This is a genomic window from Paenibacillus sp. RC73, assembly GCF_044908085.1.
GTDB lineage: Bacteria > Bacillota > Bacilli > Paenibacillales > Paenibacillaceae > Paenibacillus > Paenibacillus terrae_A.
This window is the reverse complement of the sequence record NZ_JBIYCV010000009.1, coordinates 38,193-61,403: the sequence shown is the minus strand read 5'-3', so window position 1 is coordinate 61,403 and position 23,211 is coordinate 38,193. Positions and strand designations below refer to the sequence as shown.

Below are 23,211 nucleotides of genomic sequence, written 5' to 3'. Positions count from 1 at the left end.
TCTACCTGAAACATTTAGAAGGGCACTTGATTAGAATATCCTCTTTGTTTCTCTAGTCTTGATTCAGTCCAAGCGAATTCCTTCGAACGCATTCATTACTAATTGCTGCACATAGGAATCGTCTAATGGATCACCAGTTACCAACAATCGATAAAAAATCGGTCCATAAATGAGATCTGTGCTTAATTCAATATCGAGATTTTTCTTCAATTCCCCACGCTCAATCCCCCGCTCCATAAGAAGCCTGGCCTCGAGCCGCCGAGGATGGAAATACCGCGTCCGGTATGCCTCCGATAATCCTGAATCAAGCTGCCCTTCACCTATTAACTCCGTAATGATTTTACCCTCCCGACTTGTCAAGAACCGAACTAAATTCGTAGCATGAATGAGAATATCATCTAATACAGAACCCGTGTCGGGTACGGGCAATCTTGCTATGGAAGCTGACAGAAAACCATCCATCACCACGGCAGCCTTGTTAGGCCACCATTTATAAATGGTCGCTTTGCTAACTTTGGCTCGTTCAGCAATTTTTTCCACCGTAACCGCTCCAAAGCCATGCTCCAACAGTAGATCATAGGAAGCGGTAAGGATAGAATTCTGCGTCTCGACATTACGCGGACGTCCTCGTTTACTCTGCACTGGAACCCCCCCTTCCTCTTAGATGTAAGTAAATACAAAAAAATAAACTGTACGTTCAGTATATCAAATATCAAGTAAAAATAAAACGAATTTACCTATTTACAAAACCAAACGTTCAGTATATTATTTGATTATCGAATTAATGAACTATACGTTCAGTATTTATTTTTCCCTAAACAATTACGAGGAGGATTATCATGCAAAGAGAACAACAAGCCATAGAAAGTAACCGTATTTCAAATTGGATGATGTTTCTGTTGGCGGCCGCATGCGGCCTTATCGTCGCCAATCTTTATTATGCTCAGACCCTTGTAGGGCCTATCCATGTTGCTATGGGCCTTTCTTCCACAGCAGCGGGCTTCATTGTCACTTTAACTCAAGTCGGTTATGTTGTGGGATTGCTGTTTATCGTACCGCTCAGTGACATTATTGAAAATCGACGCCTCATGGTCGTATCGTTAGTGATTACAGTCGGTGCATTGCTCGCAGCCGCATTCGCCCCCAATGCGCCGTTGTTCCTGACCGCATCTCTGTTCATTGGAATTGGATCGGTGGTAGCCCAAATACTGGTGCCATATGCCACGTACTTAGCATCTGAAGAGCAGCGTGGCCGCGTTGTCGGGAATGTAATGAGTGGACTGTTGCTAGGCATTATGTTCGCACGACCAGTGGCAAGCTTTATAACCAGCGTCTGGGGATGGCAAGCCATATTTATTTTGTCAGCGATTGTCGTGACACTGTTGACGATTCTGCTCTCGCGAGCTCTTCCTGAACGCAAGCCTGCGCCTACGGTAGCTTACAGCAAATTAATTTTCTCTCTGGGCACTCTTTTAAAACAAACACCCGTATTGCGCCGCCGTGCCCTATATCAAGCCTGTCTATTTGGAGCCTTCAGCCTATTCTGGACTGTCGTTCCTCTACGATTAGCGGATGATTTCGGAATGTCCCAGCAAGGTATTGCATTGTTTGCTTTAGTAGGCGTGGGCGGTGCAGTAGCAGCTCCGATAGCCGGAAGATTGGCCGATAAAGGCTGGAGCAAATTCTTAACCGGGCTAGCCATGATCATTGCCGCCTTGTCTTTTTTGCTAATCTATCTTTTTCAAAACCATTCGACAGTTGCTCTTATACTGCTCTTTCTTTCAGCGATTACACTGGATATGGCTGTATCAGGAAATCTTGTACTTGGGCAGCGTGTGATTTACTCCTTGGGAAGTGAAGCGAGGGGGCGTCTGAACGGACTCTTCATGTCTATTTTTTTCGTAGGTGGTGCCATTGGATCATCGTTAGGCGGTTGGTCTTATGCGCAAGGAGGTTGGAATTTGAGTTCTCTCATTGGAGTTGCCCTGCCGCTGTTAGCTTTGCTTTACTTTTTCACTGAGAAAGAAACGAATGGAGACGCACGAAAAAAAACTTCGACAGAATAACCATACAACAAAAAGTTACCCCCTATTCGTCTAAGTAGTTAAAGATACACATGACGAATAGGGGATGTTGTGTTATAAAGGTTCATAATCTTTTATTTAAGTATTGCATCGATGGAATATGAGCCTGCCCCTGTCAATGCGATACCGATGACGACTGCAATCAGAACCAACGGATACTCATAGCCATTAGCTGTTGCCCAAATCCCGTTTTGGCCGTGTACTTTGAAAATCGCCCCGAGCATAGTCACCGTAATGAACAATGCAGCCAATGGAGTGAGTAGTCCCAAAGCAAATAGAGCTCCTCCCAGCAATTCCATCCCCCCAGCAAACACTGCCATGAATACTCCCGGCTTAATTCCGACCGATTCCATCCAAGCGCCGGTCCCTTTTGGACCATAGCCGCCAAACCAGCCAAAAAGTTTCTGAGCTCCGTGCCCGACCAACAACAATCCAACTACCAAACGTACCAGTAACAATCCACTTGCCAACATAAAAATCACTCTCCATATCATATTTATTTTAAGATTATTTAATTAAAGATATTGGATAAAATTAAGTTCATTGCTGCACTATTTGAGCCTGTTCTTTTTTTAGTTTTTCAGGAGTAATATCGTCTCCATGCGGATCATAAATAGTAGCATTCAGGAGAATGCTTTTTATAGAACCCCGAAATATTTGAAGGTATTCTTTGCGAAGATCAGTTTGTTCAATTTTTTCAATTTCAGTTAACCCGACTTCTTTTTCTTTTTTTGCAAGCTGATTAATTCTTTTTAAAATTGTAATCATATCTATACCTCCATATTTAATTGTTTTGATCAGTTATATCTTTAATTTATTTATCTTGATATAAAGATATAACATTTTTTTATTCGTGTCAATACTTATTCAAAAGAATAGAAGATCATCCCTTGGGCTGCTTACAGAGAAAAAGAAAAGCCAGCCATCACAGAGGATGCTCTGCGACAACTGCTTTCTGGCTTTCAGGGCCACATCCCCAGCCGCAACCTTCCTGAGATCAAGAAGTTCATCGACAGCTATGTAGAAAAGGTGATCGTCTACATGGAAAACGTAGAAGTCATCTTTAAGCTACAAGTAGTCACACTTTTCATCTCACCTGAGTCACGAAAAATTTTCAATTGAATTTTATATATTTAGCGAAATAGGAAAGTATAATAATAGAAAAATGTAGGAAGTCAAAACATAGGAGGAAATCATGGGCCGACTAGTTCATTTCGAAATTCATGTAGATGACATGAAACGTGCTAAGAAGTTTTATGGCGAGGTATTTGGATGGACATTTGAGGATTGGAGTGATTATGCTGGAACGCCTTATTTTGGAGCTGTGACAGGCGATGCAAATGAACCCGGAATCAACGGAGCCTTGATGCAACGTCAAGGTGCTTCCCCCCAACCCGGCCAGGCTATGAATGGTTATGCATGTACTATGGGAGTGGAAGATTACGATTCTACTGAAGCAAAAATTCTTAATCTTGGAGGCAAACTTGCACTGCCCAAGCATGCACTGCCTGGAATGGCATGGCAAGGGTATTACATGGACACAGAAGGGAATATTTTTGGTATTCATCAGCCAGATGAGCATGCAAAATAGAGTTATACAATCGCATAGACAAAAGCACCACCTCACACGGTCGGGCTTTTATATGTTCGTTCAAGATGCGATAGAGCAGCCTGTTAGTAAACAATACAGCTACGGAAAAGGACCTGAGCATTCATCAGACTTAGAGCAAGTCAAGGCACAGAATCCATCATAAACGTGTGCAGATCAATTCACATTCAAACAAAACTAAATAAACCAGTCGCCGGTTCAATTCCGGCAACTGGTCACTTAAACTTGAGTGTGTTTTGATCCCTGTCTCATCAATGGGGGGTAGTCCCGCAGTACATCTTTTTTTATCATAACAAGCCAAAACTCATCAGATAATCTATTCCAATTCCATGTAATAAAGATTTGTAGGATTATCTTTTGTAATGGTATGTGCGCCAGGAGCAAGTGATACGCTGACAATACCATCAGTCATTGGATAATCGGTTCCATCAACCTTGATTTTTGTTCCGTCTGCTGAATTAAACACTAATGTTAATGTTGAAGCTTCCGTAGTAGTAAACCCAATACTGGTTGAGTTCTCGATTTTTAAGCATTGAGTTAGAGTCACACCATTATACTCCACAGTTCCCTTGTTTGCCGAAAGATCCCCTTTAATATCAAAGAAGTCGTTGTTAGTTCCAGCTATGGTAAAGTTATGAACTTGTTCTCCGGGTGTTGGTACCGGAACAGGAGTCGGTGTTGGTTCTGGGGTTGGTTCTGGTGTCGGCTCCGGTGTTGGTTCCGGCGTTGGCCCTGGTGTTGGTTCTGGCGTTGGCCCCGGTGTTGGTTCTGGCGTTGGCCCCGGTGTTGGTTCCGGTGAGATTGAATTACCCCCTACAGATACAAGTTGAGTTGTGTAGCTTTTTATTTTAGCCATTAGAGCTGAATTGAGTGCATACGACGTGTCATCAACGGAATTATCAAATTTCCATGTAAAGTCTCCGTTATTCAGGCGTCCAGCTTTTGCAGTAACAATTTGTTCAACATCGCTTACGTTATCAATGTCAGCACCGTTTACTCCAATATCGACGCTTGTATCAAAGTTGTTATAAGCTGTTCCTCCTTTTAATGCTTTGTATGAGCTTGGTACGGTTTCATTTCTCGACGAAGCTAAATACGCATCAAAAGAGTTTTCATTTGCCAGAGCTGTCCCGTTATTGGAGTTTGCATAAATCAGACTGGCAGCATCAACTATACTATTGTTGTAGGCCTTAATCACACCTCCGTTTTCTCCCGAAAATGTACCTTCCCCTAAAGCATCCGTACCTTGCAAAGAACTCAGCATTGGATATTTAGCATGTCTAAAATAATTAGATTCTACAAAGGCTGAAGCTCCCATTGTAGCACCGACACCATATTTTGAGACTCCATCAAAGAAGTTATTATATATATGAACAGATGCCACTCTTATACGTGGATGACGGGAGTCTGAATGATCAAACCAGTTATGGTGGAAGGTGACAAAGAATTCTGACGATTCACTTAAGCCGACCAGAGCCGATTTTCCTGAATCCCAGTAGTGATTATAAGAGATTGTAATATACGTCGATCCATTTTTAACGTCTGTGGAACCATCTCCCTTTGCTTGGTCGGCATCTCCTCCTGCAGATCCATAGAATACATCATTATTATGCACCCAAACATTTGCATTTCCTGTATCCATTGAAATACCGTCATCAGGGAACAACATCACACCCAGGTTTCTCACTTCCACATTTCCAGCATATCTAAGAAGTATTCCCCATCCGTAAGCATAAGCATCGTCTCCGATACCTTCAACCGTCATATTCATTTCCGAATAATTTTTTTTGCCTTTTACTTGAAGATATCCACTGCTATTAAGTTGTCCTCTCATATCATCTTCTGTAACTTTCCCAATAAATCTGATTGCAAGTGGTGTTGTATCATAGCCTTTTTGTCTTAATGCCAAAATCTCGCCTAGACCAACACCTGTTTGAACACGACCTGAGCTATTGATTTTCACATCGAGGGTCACTGTTTGTGCAGTCTTGGATGTTACATAAAGAACTTGGGCACCATTCTTAAGTGTTCCGTCTTCATTATAAGCACCCGAGCCTGTACCATATAGCGATTTTGATGAGAAAGCAAATCCAGATCTATCATATGACGCTACGGATAGCTTATTTGAAACAGCACTTACCGTTGAACCCCCTGGTAGCCTGGCTTCAACTTTCATTACATAATCTCCAGTTGCAAGGCCTACGGCATCAGCTCTCCAATAGGAAGGGTATTTTCGAATTAATTCACTATCAATTTGTTGGTAGTAAGAATCTGGCGCACTTACAGGTTTAACATATACATTATACCCCTCCGCATTGCTTTCAGGTGACCATTCTACATACGCAGTTTCATTCCAGCCTCCATCGTCGATGATCGAAAGACCGGCAGCATAAATTGTAGTATTTTGCAATCCTCCTGTTATTAAAGATATTGCAAGTGAAAACAATAAAACAATGCCCATTACATTCGTAATCCTCTTTTTCATTTCTAATCCTCCCAAGTTTGATTTGTTGCATACATCATTGAACCGTTATCAAAAAGCCGTCAAGTTTCTCGATTCACCTCCCCCCGTGTTTATAATGAGAAAAATATCACAATGCATGAGTCAAACTAATGAGACTTACATTCAAACTCCAGCGTCTATCAATAATCTTCAAGGGGAGAAATTGGTATTATTAAGACTCTTCCCCATAATTTCGAACTAATTCGTCAATATTCCCTTTCTTTCGATATTGTAAATTATATCATATGATCCGAAATATTTCCTGGATTATTTTTACTGAAAATTAATTTTATAAATATCCCTATGGACGGAAAATTTCCCACTAACCAGTGCATTTTTCATGGCGATAAAAGGTCAAAAGTTTAAGCGTATTCAGAGGAACTACAGCTGGAAGCGATCTGCCTGCGCGTTAAGGAAAACTGGACGTATCGGCAGATTAACGCTCACTTGGGAAGACAAGGCAAGGTTCAGATGAAGTGCTGAATGCATAAATACCAAGAACAGGTGAATTAGGTCTGTTGGATCAGCGGGAGGACGAGCCCAATATGCGGATCAGAACCGCTATGTTCAAAAGCTCCGGCGGGAAAACGAACTGTTAAAAAATTGTTAGGAGATCTGGAGGCTAGAGGGAAAGTCAGCCAAACTAAACATGCCGAGACTTCACGGTAGACATGGTCAATCACAAATACGCATTTGAGGAATTGGCCGAAATAATTAAGAAGTATTGTGTGACAATTTAATCATAGGAAGGTTCTGAGCGATCTGTTAAGGCTTCAACACTTCATGTTTGACCTTCGTGTAATCTGTCATCAGCGGATCCTCCGACTCAATTTCCGCCTATAACTCGGTCAGCAATGCGTAAGTAAGCGTATCCTGAACGATCTCTTGGCCCTTCTTCTTGATCCATTTCATGATGCCTTCCGTACGAATGGCCTTGATCTTCCTTCTCTTATTCGCTGGTGGGTTGATCTAAAAGACTTCTTCTCGGACTGCCCCGCCGTCGGCTTTCGCTCTGATCGGAGGCAAGTAGTTCGCCTCCCCCTTCTCTCATCTGCATGCTGAGCGTTCTTTTTCCTACTCCATTTGTCCCAGCAAAAACCGTCATTACTGATTTTTGCTTACTCATGATATTCAAACTCCTGTCGTTTTCCAGTTGCATCATAAATGATCTCGAACTTATTTCCTTCTGCACCCTCACAAACTCGTTTATTGTTCTTTATATAGTAAATGGATGCACTCGACTCATTGGCTTGCTTGCGTGCATGTTAGTTAGCTTTTTTGAATATTTCTTGAAGCTGTTCTCGATTCGCAAACATCTTGAGTCCCTCCAGTCTATGATTATGGTCGTTAATAACACAAAATGAAAAACCGACAACCAAGGCACTTGTTGTAGCCTTTGCGTACATAAATGGAGGCGAGGCACTCCCCATTTGAACAGTACTGATAATTGGTCTGTATTTCTACGTAGGTTGAAAGTTGGATTCATAAATGTAAAATTACTATATATATAGGTTGTCAAGGGAACTGGAGGAATAGATATGCCAAAATACAACTTTCATGAACTGTTGGAGCCACTCGAATTTGAAAAGCTCGTTTGTGATGTCGTTCAAATCAGGGAAGGCTTTTTTGTAGAAATGTACAAGGAAGGGCGCGATTCAGGTATTGATGGTTCTTATATAAATCACGGCAAGAAGACTATTATTCAGGCAAAACGCTACAAAGATTTCAAGCAACTTTTCCGTAGTTTAAAAAATTCCGAGCTACCAAAGGTGCGTAAGTTAAATCCTGACCGATATATTTTGGGGGTGTCATTTGATTTTCAACCAGGTGAGAAAGAACAAATTATAGATTTGTTTGAAAAGTCTATTCAACATAGAGATGATATTTTGAGCAGGACAGATATTAATCGGTTATTGGAAGAACCAAATTATCATTGGGTAGAATGGGCACATCCTAAACTTTGGTCACCAAGCATTAATGTATTAGAAAAAATCCTTCTAAAGTCCATACACCGCTCATTATACAGGGAATCGGCTGAAGAGCTTAAAGAAGCAATAAAGGCATCTACTAAATTTGCCCCTACGCAAATCTATCGCGAAGCATTACAAAAATGGTCACAGAATCATGTAATTGTAATTTCTGGAGAACCAGGTGTCGGAAAGACCACGATAGCTTATCTAATGGCACTGGCATACTTGCAACCAGAGGATCTAGACGGATTTATATGGGGAAATTCTATTGAGGATATTTATAATATGCTAGAGGACGATAGGAAACAAGTCATTATTTTAGATGATTTCTGGGGAAGTATTTTTCATAATGAAAACACTAGTAGGAAAGATGAAAGTCGGCTTATTAAACTGATCCAACGTATAATAGACTATGGAGAGAACAAGCGTCTCATCTTAACAACAAGAGAATACATTCTTCGTCAAGGACTTCAAAAACAACCTATGTTGAAGGAAACGTTAGAGAAATATGCTCTGATATGTACGATGGAGAAATATAGTAATGCTGAAAAGGCCAACATTTTATTTCAACATCTCTACGCCTCAAACCTAGAACATGAACATGTTACTTATCTTTTTCACAATTGTAGTCAAATAATAAACCATGATAATTATAACCCACGGGTACTTGCACTCTATCTAAATAAAGAACCCGATAAAGAGACTTCCGCAGAAGAGTGTTTTATTGAACTATGTGATTATTTCGATAACCCTGGTGCATTCTGGGAGGATATCTTTTTAGAACTTAGTCAAGAGGCGCAGATTGTAGCCCTGCTTTTGCTAATTTCTTCAACACCCATGAATCTGGAAGATATGAAATGCTGCTATGTACAATATATAGCTACTCGTTCAAACCGGATGGGGATAAAGAAGCTAAGTGACAGTATCTCCGAACTTGAAAAAACAATGATTAAGTCCTTTTATAGTGATGAAGAAGACGAAATTTTGTTGAAGTTCAATATGCCCTCTGTACAAGATTTTCTATATTATTATATTGAAGAAAATACTGAACAGTTTATTCCTGAGCTTATACAACGCTGTGCTTATTACAATCAACTTCAGTTTCTACTCGAACATTTCTCTAAGAGCTCTAGCAAACAAATTACGGAAATGCTAGAGCAACAATGTATATTACATTATGTGGATTATCCTTATTGTTATACCGAACCTGATGGCAGTTGGAATTGGGAATCTGATGGATTAGATGATTTACCTAATGGGGAAGAAGAACTTCATAGGTTCTTTCAAATGCTCCATTGTTGTGATCCTCATTTACATCCCACACTCTTTAATTTTTTGGAAAATGAAATTAATAATTACTGTTTAACTATGGGGCATGGAAATATAGAAGCGCAGTATATGGATCTTCATAACTTACCTGATATTATATTTCGATGCATAAAAAAAGGAATGCATTTCAATGGCAGAGATATTATAAATCAATTTTACCAAGAAGCATTTAGTGTGTATCATTACATGGCTATGGAAAAATTTCAGGAAGTGTTTCCAGATGAGTATAGCATTTACCATGAGAATTATTTCCCAAAAATAAAAAAAGAATTAAAAGCTATCTTGTTGACCGAAATAGAATTACTTGATGATTTATGTATGGATATTGAACTTGATATGCTTGTTGATAATATTCCAGAAATACTCAATCATTTTGGCCTTCGATACACCAATCAATTTGGAGAAAAGATAGCCTCTTTATGCGGCCGAAAGCCGATATTAGTGCAAAAAGAAAGTATAGTTAAAACTGACAACAATATATATAGAGATGAAGAAGAACAATCATTAGAAATTGTAAAAGAAGATGCAGAAAATTGGCTTTTCGGTCCAAATGAAATCCCCCTCGATGATGAGCAGATTTCAGAATTTATAACTGAGAGCGATCTTCAACCCTCTCTAAAAAAAGAACTAAGAAAAATACTTAAAAACAATCGCCATCACTATATTCATGACTATTTACACACAAGGGAATCAATTACACTGTCTCTCGCAGCATTGCATGAATTCGAGAATCTTCCTGATGTGGAAAGCAGTTTATGTATAATAATAATTCAACATTTACTCCAACAAAACACAAATTCAAAACTTACTAACCTAATCGGCTTCTGTGCTGAAACTTTTGGTTCATTCATGTATTTAGATGAACCCGTGATCCGTGCCTCGGAATTTTTATCAAGCGATATATACAATCACTATTTGAAAAACGATCCTGTTCTTTGCGAGATTGTCTTTGGAAATCTTATCCTCCAAGATTCACAATGGGTCCGTTCCCTTCACATTCCTATTTACACTTTCTGTTATGCTTTTACAACATGCATGGAGTACAGGAATGAAGAAGATTCCGGCGGAGAATCCCGTCAAGAGTTCTGGAAAGAGGTGTGGGGTAATAATTTTGACAAATTAAAACGTACAATTAAATACGATAAAGGAACTCAGAATAGTATTTATTATGCTGAATTCGGAATCTACTATTTTAAAAATTATGATTGGGAGGGGCGCATGTACAGAATGTATCAAGAATTAGACCCCTTCCAATTTAATCGACTATATGTTAGCCCCAAAATTGAAGGTTACTTAAATCAACTTAATTATGAAAGTGAAGAAAGCAGAGTGAAAAATCATCTTGCTCTCTGTAAATACGAATTTTATTATGATGATTCCGGAACTCCCCATTCTTCGACTGCTTTCATTTCTGATGAGTTATCGATGTTTGAGCATCTAAATCTTATTAAAAATTGGGACCCATATCCTAAACAACTAAGCAAAAGTAAGTTTAAGGAATTGAAGAATAATAGCGATATTTGCAATAAGCATAACGAGAATTGGTCAGTTGCAGTCTATAAAATCAAGGACGTTGAACTGTTGAAAGAGATCGGAGCCTACGAAGAAACATTAGGTTTGATACAGGAGTTAGAGAAAGTTCATGTTAAATTTTGTTCTGGGGATTATTCATCGATTCTATGATACGGTACAGATAATTTATTTATTTTCTTTAGGGCGTGTATTCAAACTACAAAATAAAGTTAAATCGTGGTAAATTAAGAAGTATGAAGAGACGATACGAAATCCAAGATGATCAGTGGAAAAAGATTAAAGACGTGCTGCCACCGGAACGAAAAAAACAAGGAGATCGACCTGGAACAGACAATCGGGTGATGCTCAACGCGATGTTGTGGGTCGCCCGGACAGGAGCGCCATGGCGCGATATGCCAGAGTATTATCCTTCTTGGTCCTCAGTGTACATCCGGTTCCGCCGCTGGCAAATCGCTGGCATTTGGGATCGAGTTTTAGAGCATGTTTCGATTGAACCTGACTTCGAAAGTGTAATGATTGATGCGACTATTGTTCGTGTTCATCAGCATGGAGCCGGGGCAAAAGGGGGCAGTATCTCCAGGCCATAGGAAGATCCCGAGGCGGACTGACCACTAAAATTCACGCTATTGTGGATGCTTTAGGCAATCCGTTGCGCTTAGAGTTGACGGCCGGACAACGTCACGACTCGGTCATGGGCTATGAAATGCTGAAGTCGATGGATTTAACCCAAAAGCAAGTTCTGGCCGATCGGGCATATGACACGAACCGGATTCTCCAACTCCTAGAAGAGCAAGAGGCGACTCCAGTGATTCCCAGCAAGAAAAACCGTCGAGTACAGCGAAAATGGGACAAAGCAATCTACAAAGAACGGCATTTAGTGGAGTGCTTTTTCAACAAAACCAAACACTACCGTCGCCTAGCGACTCGCTTTGATAAATTGACATGCACCTTCAAGGCTTTTTTGACGTTGGCCTCGATTATGATCTGGCTTGCTTAGGTTTGAATACACGCCCTAGTAGAGTGCTATCCCAATACTTGAGCATCAAATTAATCCAGCATAGCTTCAACATCAGCTGCAAAAACAAAAAGCGACCAATTGGAGAGACCCTATTTCTAATTTTAATATTAGGAGGCCTCATTATATGTATCATTCGAACTCAGCAATACATGGACTCTTTACATGCCTCTCCCCTCCATCCCACCTTTTCAATCAGCCTCGTAACTCATTTAATGACAAGGATCACATACTTTTCTCTCTCCAACCTTAGGATCCATGGTAGCAGGAGATAATCAACATGTCCTTAGTATTTATAGGACTGAATGAGAAGATGATGGATTTTTCAGTAGCTACCCCAATACGTTGTGTTGTAGGGCCTCGGCAATATTCAAATCTACAAAATTGCCGTCATTAACATCAACGATTACATCATTACCCTTTTTACAAAAGTCGGAATTCATCACAAAGAGGCTGAACAATGGCTGAAAGAACAAGCGTAAGTTTAAATACAATGAAGAAAAAGATACCGGATAGGCTAAAAGAAGTCATTGAATATAACGGGTATATTGTAAATAATTGTAATTCTTACGAAATCACTTGGATCATGGCGCTGTCAGTTAAGTCGTTCACCCACAAACAGTTTCTACCCACCTGAGTTTGAGTTGGCTGATCCTTGCTACATCTCAATGGAAGACCCGTTCCTTACTCCGTAGCAACGTATGATGTTCATGCAGAATATAACACAAGATAACCCTTTTTCTGTTTAAGGACAAATAGCCCTCCCCTTTCGAATCTCAAAAAGCGACGATACCGACGGAAGCGTCACTCTACGCCCTAGTCGATACCGTCGCTATTTTCTATAGAAATGGAGAGAGGCTGAGTCTCCCTTCATTCTTAGTCTTAATGGCAAAAGGGAGGCTGAACGCGCATCTATCTAGCTTCTCTTTTGCTATTTATCACATGTGTCCATTAGAAACACTATCAAGCTTCGACCTGAATTGGTCGAAAATGTGCCTACTTAATTAACGTACGTTGCATAAAAAAGATACCATCATGCGACTAACTTATATTGTTGCAAAAGAATTCCACCGTCATTAATGATTAAATTCAATACAAGTCTCTTTTGGGTATGCTCCCACTCTTGGCAGGACCCTCTCCACAAAGTTTTCTTCCCAAAAATGCTTCTGTTCTATACCACCTATATTAATCCCGAGAAACGAGGGATCAATAAATAAATCCTGTCCGTTAATTAATTTAATATGCAAAACATCACATATTAACGCATCATACTCCATCTCCAAATTGAAAAATATCATACTACTCACTTCATTAGTTGCTAATGGGTTCGTGAATATAAAATCACCGATCTTAGCTTTACTAGGAGTCATATCTTCAATATCATTTTCATGTTTGAAGGAATCAACTATTGTGATACGAAGTCTGCCATAACCATCTATTGCTTCAAGTTCAATAAACTGATCACCAAACTCAAAATATACAAAATTCGTATTAGCAACAAATTCAGAAACCCCATCCTCTTCCATATGTACAACACCAGTTAAATGGATATCATCTATTGAATTACACCCTATCAGTTCTTTCATTTTCTCTAACATAATATAATATCCCCCAATTTTTATGGGACAAAAACTATATTCAAGTCCATTGCCTTACCTTGTTCAAGGAGCGTGACCCATTCACCATTAGGCTTTGTTACCACTATCAGCCCCTCTCCCCTATATATATCAAGTACTCCAGAATCTCTATTTATCGTTCCATTACCAACATATTCCAATTCCACCAAAGGAAGTCTCGCTTTCATTCAATCCCTCAGGATCACTAGTTCCAATCGCTTCAATTTCTTTCTTGGTTAATATTATGTCATTACTTAAATCTTTAATCTTTCTCGTGTATATTGATTTAAGAAGATCAACTTGTTCATCCCTCATCTCATAATAATCTCGCCAAGATTCAACCGCTGAATCATATTCCATTAACTGTCTTTCTAAAAGATAGCCTCCCTTTAAAACGATCCTTACTACGTTATCTATGGAGATCATATTATCCTGATCCCCCCAAAAGGCTGTAGTAATGGAAGGAATGGGCACACCATCTTCCCCTTCTTCCAGCAGATACTCCAAAGTTTCGTTTTTCGCTAACTCCAAGACTTCATTGGGTGCCCCTTTAAAATAATCAATAGCAGCTGTAACATCAGAACGAGTAACATTGTCATTTCGGAATGCTGCAACACAATACTTTTCACTGAATGTAATTGTTGCTCTCCTACCTGTTCCGTCAATAACACTGTAGTTCATTCCATCCCAAGAATGTTCATAGGACAGTTCAGGGTAATGGGCCACCATAATTGCGTGCGCAATAGATGAAAGTATACATCCCTTCCAAAGATCGTGTTTATTCCATCCTTTAGTTATTATTTTAGGCTTCATTATGGTCTTCCTTTTTTAGGTTTAGAAGGTGGATTCGCTTTATTTATTCTACTTCATCCTATTCATAATCCCTTCCTGCCCAGCATGTAGCACTCTTTCATCGCCAGATTATAGGAAGGCCGAGTGCATTATAAAAACCCACAATGACGAATTATGTCAAAGTGGGTTTGGCTCTACTGATACTTATCTTGATTATTTAAATATTCCTCTAAAAACTGTCTGTTTCTCTCATTTATGGGTAACAATCCTAAATGTTGATATTCAAAAATCATTTGTCGTTGAGTTGGTGTTACTTTTGAAGCTATTATGTCTTCATAATTATATTGAATATTTAATTTACCAGGATACTTCAGTACTAAGGCTAAATTCGTCCACGCCTCTTGATCATTATCAATAAATATTTTTCTTAGCTTTTCAAATTTGGATTGTAACCCTAATAGCAAGTCATCATAAATTTTCTCACTTACACCATATTTTTCGGGGATATCATGAGAGTATATAAAATCTCCGTTCTCAGACGTATTAAAATAAAAGTATACATTACTAGAGTCACCTAATATTTCAGCATACAAATAAATCTCATGCCATTTGTCTTCAGGTATCATATCTAAAACATGCTCTGCAATTTGAGGATATAACTGATCCATTTGTTTCTCCATAGCCTTCTCAACCTCCGTTTTGATTTTTTATTGTGACTTTTTGAGTTCTACCACCATCAATTGAGTACTCCACTATGATACTATCAGGTCTAGCAGAATCATCAATATATTGGGGTTTTATTTTTATTTTTACGCTTTCTTTCCGCCCTAATGCTGCTGCCCATTCTTGTTCCATTGTGTGCCATTTCCCACCAGCTTGATTAATTTGAGAATTCATTGGCACTAAGTTATCAATGTCTCCAGAACCTTTAAATTGACTACCGATTAAATGACCACCATCATCTCTCTCTGGATAATCACCTCGGATTCTATCTTCTCCCCCCACTTTGCTTTGAGCGTACTTATTTCTTGGTCCTGTGCCAAGTTGTAAATCAGCCTCGACGATATCAATACGACCAAATTTATTTGTTTCATAAGTATAGCCTTCTGGAGTTGTGTACTTTACGTTAGGTTGTAACACTTTTTTGTTACCGCTTCTACCAATCTGTGTTCCATAAGGAACTTTAGCCTTACTATCAACTACACCCGTTACCTCAATTTTGGGTGGTTCAATTGGTTTTGAAGGTGTAACCTTCCCCGTTATCGGTTTTTTAACCTTTGAGATGTTAAATGGTTTAGGGGTTATCCCTAGATTCCTATTCGCACCTCTAATCCCCTGAAAGTTAATAATTAAACTGCTACCGATAATAGAAATAGCTAGTAATGTGTCTATCTTCTTTCCCGTTAAATAATCATAGCCTTTTATAGCTGCTTCTAATTGTTTTTGGTTAATATCCTCGTGAACTAATCCTTTGTTTATTTTGATTTGTTCATCTTTGTAGGCAATGCTAGCTTTGGCTGCTTCCTTACCCGAAACCCCTTCTTTACTAAGTATTGTCGTACCCCATATAATTTGTTTTCCATACTCATTAAAATTGTAGGATTCTTTAACTTTCTCTTTTTCTTTCTCCTTTGCCTTTGCCTTCTCCTTTTCTTTCTCCTTTTCCTTTTCCTTTTTCATGTAACTGTCGTGATTGGCCTTCCAGTATTTTCTCACATCTTCCGGGACTTGCTGATAGGCATGAACCATAGCATTCGATTCTTTCAGTAAGTTTTGAACGAGCTCTAGGGGACCACCGGAATGGGCCACATGACGCGCACTCGTATATACTTTGCCTAGAATCCACTTGCTATAATAGGCTTGTTTCGCTTGCTCATGCTCGTACTGGCTAATCAATCCTTGAAGTGCCAAACCTGCCAAATGTTTTAACGGATGTACACCCGTTTTTTTAGACATTCCCAAGGTAGACGTTCCTTTGCTCCGAACAGGAATGGCAGCGGTTGCGAGCATAATTGCACCCGCTGCCATTCCCACAGGTCCACTTAGCGCTGCTCCCATCACAACACCCGCTACTTTTCCCATCACCGGAATGGAGCCTAACAGCTTGGACACCGTACCCAGCATCGCATCGGCTTGTTTTTGAGCAGCCGGGCTCGTGATCTTCGCGGTCGGGGTCTTTGCTGTGCTGTTGGATGAAGCCTTCGCGGCTGCGGATTGTGCTGCTTCATATGCCTTAATATTCATCAGCGGCGGTTCCGGCACGGGAGGAAGATCCATGACGAACACTGGAGCCTTCACCGTACCCTCCTGATCAATCACCGGGGCTTTGATATCCGTTTCACCATCCAGCACCATGCTGCTGGCTCCGCCTTTAAGATACAATGCACTTCCTGCTTCAAGTGACAGCTCCTGCCCTGCATCCAGCTTCACGTGACCGCCTTGAATCTGCACATTTCCCGGACTACTGACGGTAATGCCACTCCCTTCATGGAGTGCAATCGAAAATGCTCCCGAAGTGGACAGGGTCAGCTCTTGCTTCGACATATCCACACCGCTTCCTTGCGCATGTCTCCATGCTTTGACGTCCGGCTGACCCATCGTGTAGCGATGCTGCCGCAGCGAATCCGCCACGTAGGCTTCATGTTCCCGGCTCGTCGGCAAGTAAAGCTCCACCCGCTCCCCAATCTCTGGCATATCATACCATCCACTGTGTTCTTCCGCTACATAGCGAGTCGCCACCGGGAACCAACATGCTTTAGCCGGGTCTTGTTTAGGGTCGATATCCAACTGGAGCTGTATAAAGTCTTGCTGTACCTTTAACACACTACCCGTAAGTGTAATCCCCGTAGCCTTATCGTTTTCATAACGGGCATAGCGGATATCCTGTTCGGCCTGGAGATCGTAACGAGTGAGCAACAAGCCATCCTCTAACCGTGTCACTGCCCGAACGACGGCCAACTCTTTTCCTGATCCAATCGGTAACGTAATGAGATCCCCTAGCGCCACATAAAGCAAACTTTCGATCACATAAGTCACATACGAACCTGCGCGTTCTCCCGGCTTTCCCTCATCTAGCTCATGAAACGTTTTCCGTACCCGGTAAAATACATCCCGTTCCACCTTGTACGGTTTGCCTTCCGGCATCCCGAAAAAAACTTTGGGCGACGCAGCCGTTACCTCCGGCACCAGCACCGATCCAAAGCGCGAGGCGAGGCGCTTTAAAAATGCCCAATCCGTCTCCTCATATTGTAAAACAAAAGTGTCCAGTTTGGCATAGTTCGTGACGGTATCAATGGCATCTCCATACTGGTATTTTCGAACCATCGCTGTGACCAGGTCATCATAGGTGCGGTGAATATCTTGATAGGATCGCTTTTTTAGCTTGATATCCATCTGATACGAATGTGAAGCCGCCTCCAGTTCAAAGGTATATACGCCCCGTATGCAATGTACGGACATGCGTGTAACCAAACCGTGAAACAATCGTCTTAGCGACTGTCCCTGCTCATCCAATTGGCGGATGACGATCGGTTCATCCTCCATGTTCTGTCCAATACATGCGGCTCCCTGTTCTTCCGACAGCATGCCGCTCACCATCAAATATGCATGATCGTTGATGGCTCTTGTCATTTGAAGCTTTTCTATATGTTGAGGTTGAAAGGAACCGTAAAAACGCAGGCTTTCATACCCGATTCCGTTTTGTAATACACTCAAGTGAGTTCATGTCTCCTTTCGGGCGGCTTAAAGCCGCCAGGCCGCTTCCGAAACCCAACGGCTTTGAAACAGGCCCTTAATCCAGCTCCTGCCCATCATTTTCAATTCGGATATGACCACAATACAGGCACTGATGGGTACAGTTCTGTGTCAAGGCAGGTTGGCCTTCAATCCTCATGTCGCTTTTTCCGTTCAGCCACGGCATGGTCAGGACAGGAACACACGGGGCTTTCTTCACACCATAGATGTCCACCATTTCGCTGGCTTGCACAGACGGGTTTAATGGACTGGAGCAGTTCCCAAAGGACTTGATGTTCACACCCGGTACATAATCTCCAATGTTCATTTGTGCCTTGTTTTTCACGTAGACCCCATGGCTAAAAGGCCGTTTCAAACGGGTAGGCTGTGTGCCATAACTACAGCTTAAAATTGCCCCTGCCACGACATAGCTCTTTTTCGCACCGGTTCCCGGCTTCACTTGGGCTTCTTCCACTTGCTCCATCCTCCTTAGTGCTCCATCTCAATTCGTTGTACTCGAATGCCTGTAAAAGATCGGCGCAGCAGACTTTCCGCCACAGCCAGATGGATATAGATATGGGGTTCGATCAGTCCCGCAATCCGAAAAACGGGCGATGGGATATCCCCCTTTTTGAGCACCAAATGCTTCAACACATCATTGGGATACCACTCCGTTTGTGCGGACACGCAATCCACTATCGGCGGACGAAGCATCCAGTACACGTCCTGTCTGGCCTGCTGGAAATCGGTAAGGATGGCCGCTTTCCATTCCAGTCCCGGCATATATTTCTCCAATAATGCTTTCAGACGATCCGACATCAGCGGCAGAGGAAATTCCAAAAAATCGGGGTATATCGTTCGTTGATCAGTATGTACATCTAAAAAAAGAGGTTCATCCTGCGGTCCCTTCATCGGGGCATCTGTCAAGATGTCTTCTACTTGCAGGGGAGACAGCGCAGCAGGCTCCACCCGATGTTTTACCCGCTCGTCTACCATCAGTCGAAAATATCTCAATGCAACCACCCCCTTTTCCTAACGCCATCCCTCGTCTGTGAAAATGTAGAAGGCTCTTCCCATACCTCAGGGGATACACATTCCAATCCAATGGCCTCCCTTCGCTGTTCATCGGTAAAAATGACCCCTTGCACATTTGCACCTGTAAAATCGGCCCGGATCAAACAAGCTCCCTCAAAGGAAGTACCTGACACATCCGCTCCCGCAAAATAGGCATCCGTTAGATCTGCTCCATTCAAGGACGCTCTTTGCAGCAGAGCATCTCGAAATACAGCTCCTCGCAGCTGTGCATCTTGAAAATGAGCTCCTTGCAAGCTCGTCCCTGTGAAATCTACCCCAGCAAACCCCAATGGCTCCCAATCTAAAGAAGCATCCAAGCCATATCCGGCGTTGCCCATAACAGCATCCAATATTGCCCCTCTCATGGAACATCCGCTAAAATCGGCTCCGTGAAGCAAGCTATAGGTGAAGTCTGTGCCTTGGAGCTGGCTTTCCTGCCAGATCGTTCCTACCAAAACGCAACCATGCAAGCGACTGTGTCCCATCTCGACCTGACGAAAGGCCGTATACCGAAAATCCAACTGGCTATAATCGCCGTCCGATAGCTGAATGCCCTCCAATGCCTGATAGCTGTAGGCTTGTTCTTCTTCTTCCTCCAGCCACGACTTGATTACGTTCGCATCCCTCCGTCTGCGGTCTTCTTTATACACAGACACACTCTGATCCAGGTACTCTCCAACACGAATCTCAAATGTTTCTTCCCGCTCCAACTCCTGAAATTCAGGTAAACGCACCGCCTGTTTCATCGCCAAACGCATCATATTCACCACTAGCGCATGAATATGTACCGCTGCCTCCAGCATGATCTGCTCCCATTCTAGCTCCGATAGAGAAACCTGCTGCTTTTCTACCTCCGTTCGCAATTGCCGCTGCAAATCGCTCCAGTAAGAGAACGTCCACTCTGCATCATATTCGAATCGGATCGGTTCAGGATCAAGCATCCATAAAGCATCTGAAGCCTCCACAAGATAAGTTGGCTGCTCCTCCAACCATGTGGTACGCAGCATGGAGTACGTGATATAACCGATCTTTCCTTTTCTTCCTTGAAGCTGCTCCTGCCGAACCTTCCAACAATACCCTTGGAAGGCCTCGACACAGGCTTGAATCCGTTGTTCTTGCGTCGCCTTGAACTTCAGTGCCCAGTCTCTACGGATCAGAAACCACGCCTGTTTCAAGATGGCTTGTTGTTGCTGCGTGTCCAGCTCATCTATGGGCTTCTCCATCTGCTTTCATCCACCACCTAAAACTCTTCATATGTCATATCATCATGTTGCCGCCATTCAGCCGCCGCACTACAACCTAATTCGACTTCACTTCACTGCCCTTCATGTCCGCTGATCCGCTCAATTGAATATGACTGCCGTTGCAATCCATACGCAGCTCACTGCCTGCGGACAGACTCATCGTTTTCCCTGCCGACAGGCTCAGATTGCCACCCGCCGAGATATTTACCTGCTTGCTGCTTACGATATGAATACCTTCCTTGTCGTCCAGCTTGATAAAAATAGCGCCGTCCTTGCCCGTCACGACCAGCTCATCCGGACCCAAACGAATCTCCTTGCCATGAGGCGTTCGCCATATTTTCATCTGCGGATTGGAGAACTTGTTGTGTCCGCTTCCTCTGCCTGCACGCCTAATCGCACTCCCCGCAATCCCATCTTCTTCACGACTGCCCGGAAAATACAGCGATACGGGGTCTCCTTTTTCCGGCATGACGTACCAGCCTGTATGACCTCCAGCACTATACACCGTCGAATAGTTGAACCAATGCGCCTTATCTACATCCTGCTTCTCATCGCAATCCAGATGGATGCGCACCTGATCCTGACGCACGTCCACGACCACACCGCTTAACGAGGCTCCCGCCAGCTTTTCCTGATAGTAGCTTTTTTGCCGTAATCCTTTGTACGAGGCAAGCACATATTGATGACGCAGCAGCCCCTGCCTCATTTCGGTATAGGCTTCCACTACATACAAGCTGTGTCCCTGAAAGGTCATCTGAGCTCCCAAATCCAGTACCTCGTCCGTTTCTACCTCATAGAAAATAAAGTCATTTTCTGTCACCTTCGCCTGCTCATTTTCCTGAAAATAACGGAAAGGCAGCATCTGCTTGCGCACGGTATAACGGGTATGATCCAGCACCACCTGTGCGGGACTATCCTCAATGCCAAAATAAAATTTTGGACTGTCAAAACGAGCCACAGGCATCAGGCTCGTATGATACCGGGAGGCCATACGTCTCAAGAACGCCCAGTCCGTCTCCTGGTACTGGATGGCCAACCTTCCGATTGGCTCTCCACCTGTCGCTCCATCAATCACATCCAGCCCTTCGTAGTCCTTGCCGATCTGCTCCAGCATCTGAGGAATGGTCATTTTCGTATATTGAAAAGAACGGGTACGCTGCTGGATATCCATCCGGTAGGTATGGGAAATCGCCTCCACCTCCAGATAGTACACATCCCGCACGACCTTCACTTCAACCGACAGGGCAATCCCGCTGAACAGCGGCTTGCTTTCGCCCGTTTCATCCCGCTGGCTCACCTCGATGACGGTGTTCTTTTCAGTCGTTTCCACATAGCTGTCCTGCATATCCTCGGGGATGATTCCTGTAAAATAAAGCCGGGTATGCTCGTTGATTTTCTTCGTGAGGGTAAGCTGCTCCAGATCGACCATGACGTATGGATAGATTTGAATTTGATCGTAACCGAGGCTCATAGGAAAGCCACCCCTTTCTCAAATGTGGAATTCGAAGGAAACGGAACAACATGGAGCGATTGCACTGTATTTTCTGCCACAGGCAACCACGCTTCCATGTCTGATTCCATACAGTTAAATGTGCCCATCGTCACCTGTCCTTTACGGATAAACAGCAGTATTTCATTGTACAAATTCATATCCACACCTGCTGCCACAAAACGGACCAGCCCGATGGACAACCCGGAACGATTCACAATCATTTCCGTACCGATCCAGTTACGAACGGGTTGTACAGACCGCAATACATCCGCCATTTGTTCTACAAACTCGGGAAGCTCGTCCACCTCCAAAGCCGATTCAGTCGGATTAAAGGTGATGTTCACCGTGCCGTCCAAAGAGGTATAAATGATCTGCGGACGCTGTTCCGAAGGATATTTAAATCGGGCTTGCTCCAGTGGCATCAGGCTAAAAAATTTGGGGATGCTAACCGCCATTTGTCCATCCAAAATCGTTTCCCATTCCAACGGGATCAGTTCATCACCCATCCGCAGCACCCTGTTTTGTTCAGTAACAGAGTTATCCTGATCGGATACAGCAGGTTGAGATAGGTTCATATTTTCGTTATTAGATGCTACATCGTGGTTAAGCTTATTTTTGAGACTTAGGATATGCTCGTCCATATAGTTCATAGAGGTAGTCCCTTCTACTTCAAAAGATGAGAGTTTACTTCAAAATACGAAAGTGAGAGGGGATATTTAACAATAGCCCATCTTATGTATGTATCGGCCAGAATAGAGATTATGTTTACAGAAAGAACCATCCCATGCGTTATTTTCAATGTATCTTTCTGAAATTAATATGGAAAAGAGGATGAATAGGAACGGACTACCGATCAAACTAAATCCGTCTTAGCCAAAAAAAGAAATTATCATGCAGAGCACAGCACCAGACGCTCCTTTTTCTCTTTAAGGGCAAATAATCACCCCCTTTGAACCTCAAAAAGCGACGGTACCGACGAAAGCGTCATTCTACGCCAACGTAGGTACCGTCGCTATTTTTCTATAAAAATGGAGCAAATTCCATGTCAGCCTGCTTGCCAAACATTCTTTCTACCTGCTCTATTCCCCTTCAAATTCAGCTTGTACAAATGAAAAATCAATACCATTCAGTTGTATGCAGTGCATAAAATTTATAAACCAAGTTGTAGACATGATGTCTACAAGTCCCAGTACAATTTGACCCTTAATAATTTCATGT

The 23,211-nt window shown here is 42.3% G+C and carries 18 protein-coding genes; 4 read left to right on the top strand and 14 right to left on the bottom strand.

Going from position 1 to position 23,211, the window contains the following annotated elements; all coding sequences use genetic code 11:
- Nucleotides 1-63: 63 nt before the first annotated feature.
- Nucleotides 64-642, bottom strand: coding sequence for a TetR/AcrR family transcriptional regulator (locus ABH897_RS20515; protein ID WP_283654155.1), 579 nt, complete (start codon nt 640-642; stop codon nt 64-66).
- 197 nt (nt 643-839) lie between these two features.
- On the opposite strand from ABH897_RS20515, the gene ABH897_RS20510 reads away from it, so the two are divergent.
- Nucleotides 840-2,066: an MFS transporter gene (locus ABH897_RS20510; protein ID WP_404592632.1), complete on the top strand. Its 1,227-nt coding sequence runs from the start codon at nt 840-842 to the stop codon at nt 2,064-2,066.
- Between the two features lie 92 nt (nt 2,067-2,158).
- Here the strand turns inward: ABH897_RS20510 and ABH897_RS20505 are convergent, their stop codons facing one another.
- Both ABH897_RS20505 and ABH897_RS20500 read right to left on the bottom strand, forming a co-directional pair.
- The gene (locus ABH897_RS20505) at nt 2,159-2,557 is read right to left on the bottom strand and encodes a DoxX family protein (RefSeq protein WP_404592631.1); all 399 of its coding nucleotides are present in this window, start codon (nt 2,555-2,557) and stop codon (nt 2,159-2,161) included.
- A 67-nt stretch (nt 2,558-2,624) separates the two neighbouring features.
- Nucleotides 2,625-2,852, bottom strand: a complete 228-nt coding sequence (locus tag ABH897_RS20500; protein ID WP_134911621.1) for a DUF896 domain-containing protein — start codon at nt 2,850-2,852, stop codon at nt 2,625-2,627.
- Nucleotides 2,853-3,279: 427 nt separating this feature from the next.
- On the opposite strand from ABH897_RS20500, the gene ABH897_RS20495 reads away from it, so the two are divergent.
- Nucleotides 3,280-3,675: a VOC family protein gene (locus tag ABH897_RS20495; protein ID WP_192512728.1), complete on the top strand. Its 396-nt coding sequence runs from the start codon at nt 3,280-3,282 to the stop codon at nt 3,673-3,675.
- A gap of 334 nt (nt 3,676-4,009) precedes the next feature.
- On the opposite strand, the gene ABH897_RS20490 is transcribed toward ABH897_RS20495, so the two are convergent.
- Together ABH897_RS20490 and ABH897_RS20485 are read right to left on the bottom strand one after the other, a co-directional pair.
- Nucleotides 4,010-6,178, bottom strand: coding sequence for a pectate lyase family protein (locus ABH897_RS20490; protein WP_404592630.1), 2,169 nt, complete (start codon nt 6,176-6,178; stop codon nt 4,010-4,012).
- Nucleotides 6,179-7,145: 967 nt separating this feature from the next.
- Entirely contained in the window at nt 7,146-7,322 is a 177-nt protein-coding gene (locus tag ABH897_RS20485; protein WP_404592629.1) for a hypothetical protein, read from the bottom strand.
- A gap of 412 nt (nt 7,323-7,734) precedes the next feature.
- Between ABH897_RS20485 and ABH897_RS20480 the strand changes: the two genes are divergently transcribed.
- Nucleotides 7,735-11,178, top strand: coding sequence for an nSTAND3 domain-containing NTPase (locus ABH897_RS20480; protein WP_404592628.1), 3,444 nt, complete (start codon nt 7,735-7,737; stop codon nt 11,176-11,178).
- An 83-nt stretch (nt 11,179-11,261) separates the two neighbouring features.
- Nucleotides 11,262-12,025, top strand: a protein-coding gene (locus ABH897_RS20475) for an IS5 family transposase (protein WP_404592627.1) whose coding sequence is annotated in 2 segments (ribosomal slippage) — nt 11,262-11,601 and nt 11,601-12,025 — 765 coding nt in all. Because the reading frame shifts where the segments join, the coding sequence is not laid out codon by codon here.
- Nucleotides 12,026-13,119: 1,094 nt separating this feature from the next.
- Here the strand turns inward: ABH897_RS20475 and ABH897_RS20470 are convergent.
- The 9 genes from ABH897_RS20470 to ABH897_RS20430 all read right to left on the bottom strand — a co-directional run bounded on the left by ABH897_RS20470 (nt 13,120) and on the right by ABH897_RS20430 (nt 22,643).
- The gene (locus ABH897_RS20470; RefSeq protein WP_404592626.1) at nt 13,120-13,641 is read right to left on the bottom strand and encodes a hypothetical protein; all 522 of its coding nucleotides are present in this window, start codon (nt 13,639-13,641) and stop codon (nt 13,120-13,122) included.
- A gap of 162 nt (nt 13,642-13,803) precedes the next feature.
- On the bottom strand, nt 13,804-14,472 hold the full coding sequence (locus ABH897_RS20465; RefSeq protein ID WP_404592625.1) for a hypothetical protein: 669 nt from the start codon (nt 14,470-14,472) through the stop codon (nt 13,804-13,806).
- Nucleotides 14,473-14,645: 173 nt separating this feature from the next.
- On the bottom strand, nt 14,646-15,131 hold the full coding sequence (locus ABH897_RS20460; protein WP_404592624.1) for an antitoxin YezG family protein: 486 nt from the start codon (nt 15,129-15,131) through the stop codon (nt 14,646-14,648).
- 7 nt (nt 15,132-15,138) lie between these two features.
- Nucleotides 15,139-18,165 carry a DNA/RNA non-specific endonuclease gene (locus tag ABH897_RS20455; protein WP_404592623.1) on the bottom strand — a complete coding sequence of 1,009 codons (3,027 nt, stop codon included), beginning with the start codon at nt 18,163-18,165 and terminating at the stop codon, nt 15,139-15,141.
- Nucleotides 18,166-18,241: 76 nt separating this feature from the next.
- Nucleotides 18,242-18,658, bottom strand: a complete 417-nt coding sequence (locus ABH897_RS20450; protein ID WP_283656167.1) for a DUF4280 domain-containing protein — start codon at nt 18,656-18,658, stop codon at nt 18,242-18,244.
- A gap of 14 nt (nt 18,659-18,672) precedes the next feature.
- Nucleotides 18,673-19,179, bottom strand: a complete 507-nt coding sequence (locus ABH897_RS20445; RefSeq protein ID WP_283656166.1) for a hypothetical protein — start codon at nt 19,177-19,179, stop codon at nt 18,673-18,675.
- A 14-nt stretch (nt 19,180-19,193) separates the two neighbouring features.
- Nucleotides 19,194-20,480: a pentapeptide repeat-containing protein gene (locus ABH897_RS20440; protein WP_404592622.1), complete on the bottom strand. Its 1,287-nt coding sequence runs from the start codon at nt 20,478-20,480 to the stop codon at nt 19,194-19,196.
- 76 nt (nt 20,481-20,556) lie between these two features.
- A complete protein-coding gene (locus ABH897_RS20435) occupies nt 20,557-21,972 on the bottom strand; it encodes a phage baseplate assembly protein V (RefSeq protein WP_283654149.1) in 1,416 nt (471 codons plus the stop codon).
- Nucleotides 21,969-22,643, bottom strand: coding sequence for a hypothetical protein (locus ABH897_RS20430; protein ID WP_404520873.1), 675 nt, complete (start codon nt 22,641-22,643; stop codon nt 21,969-21,971). Before ABH897_RS20430 ends, ABH897_RS20435 begins: the two co-directional genes overlap by 4 nt.
- Nucleotides 22,644-23,211: the final 568 nt, after the last annotated feature.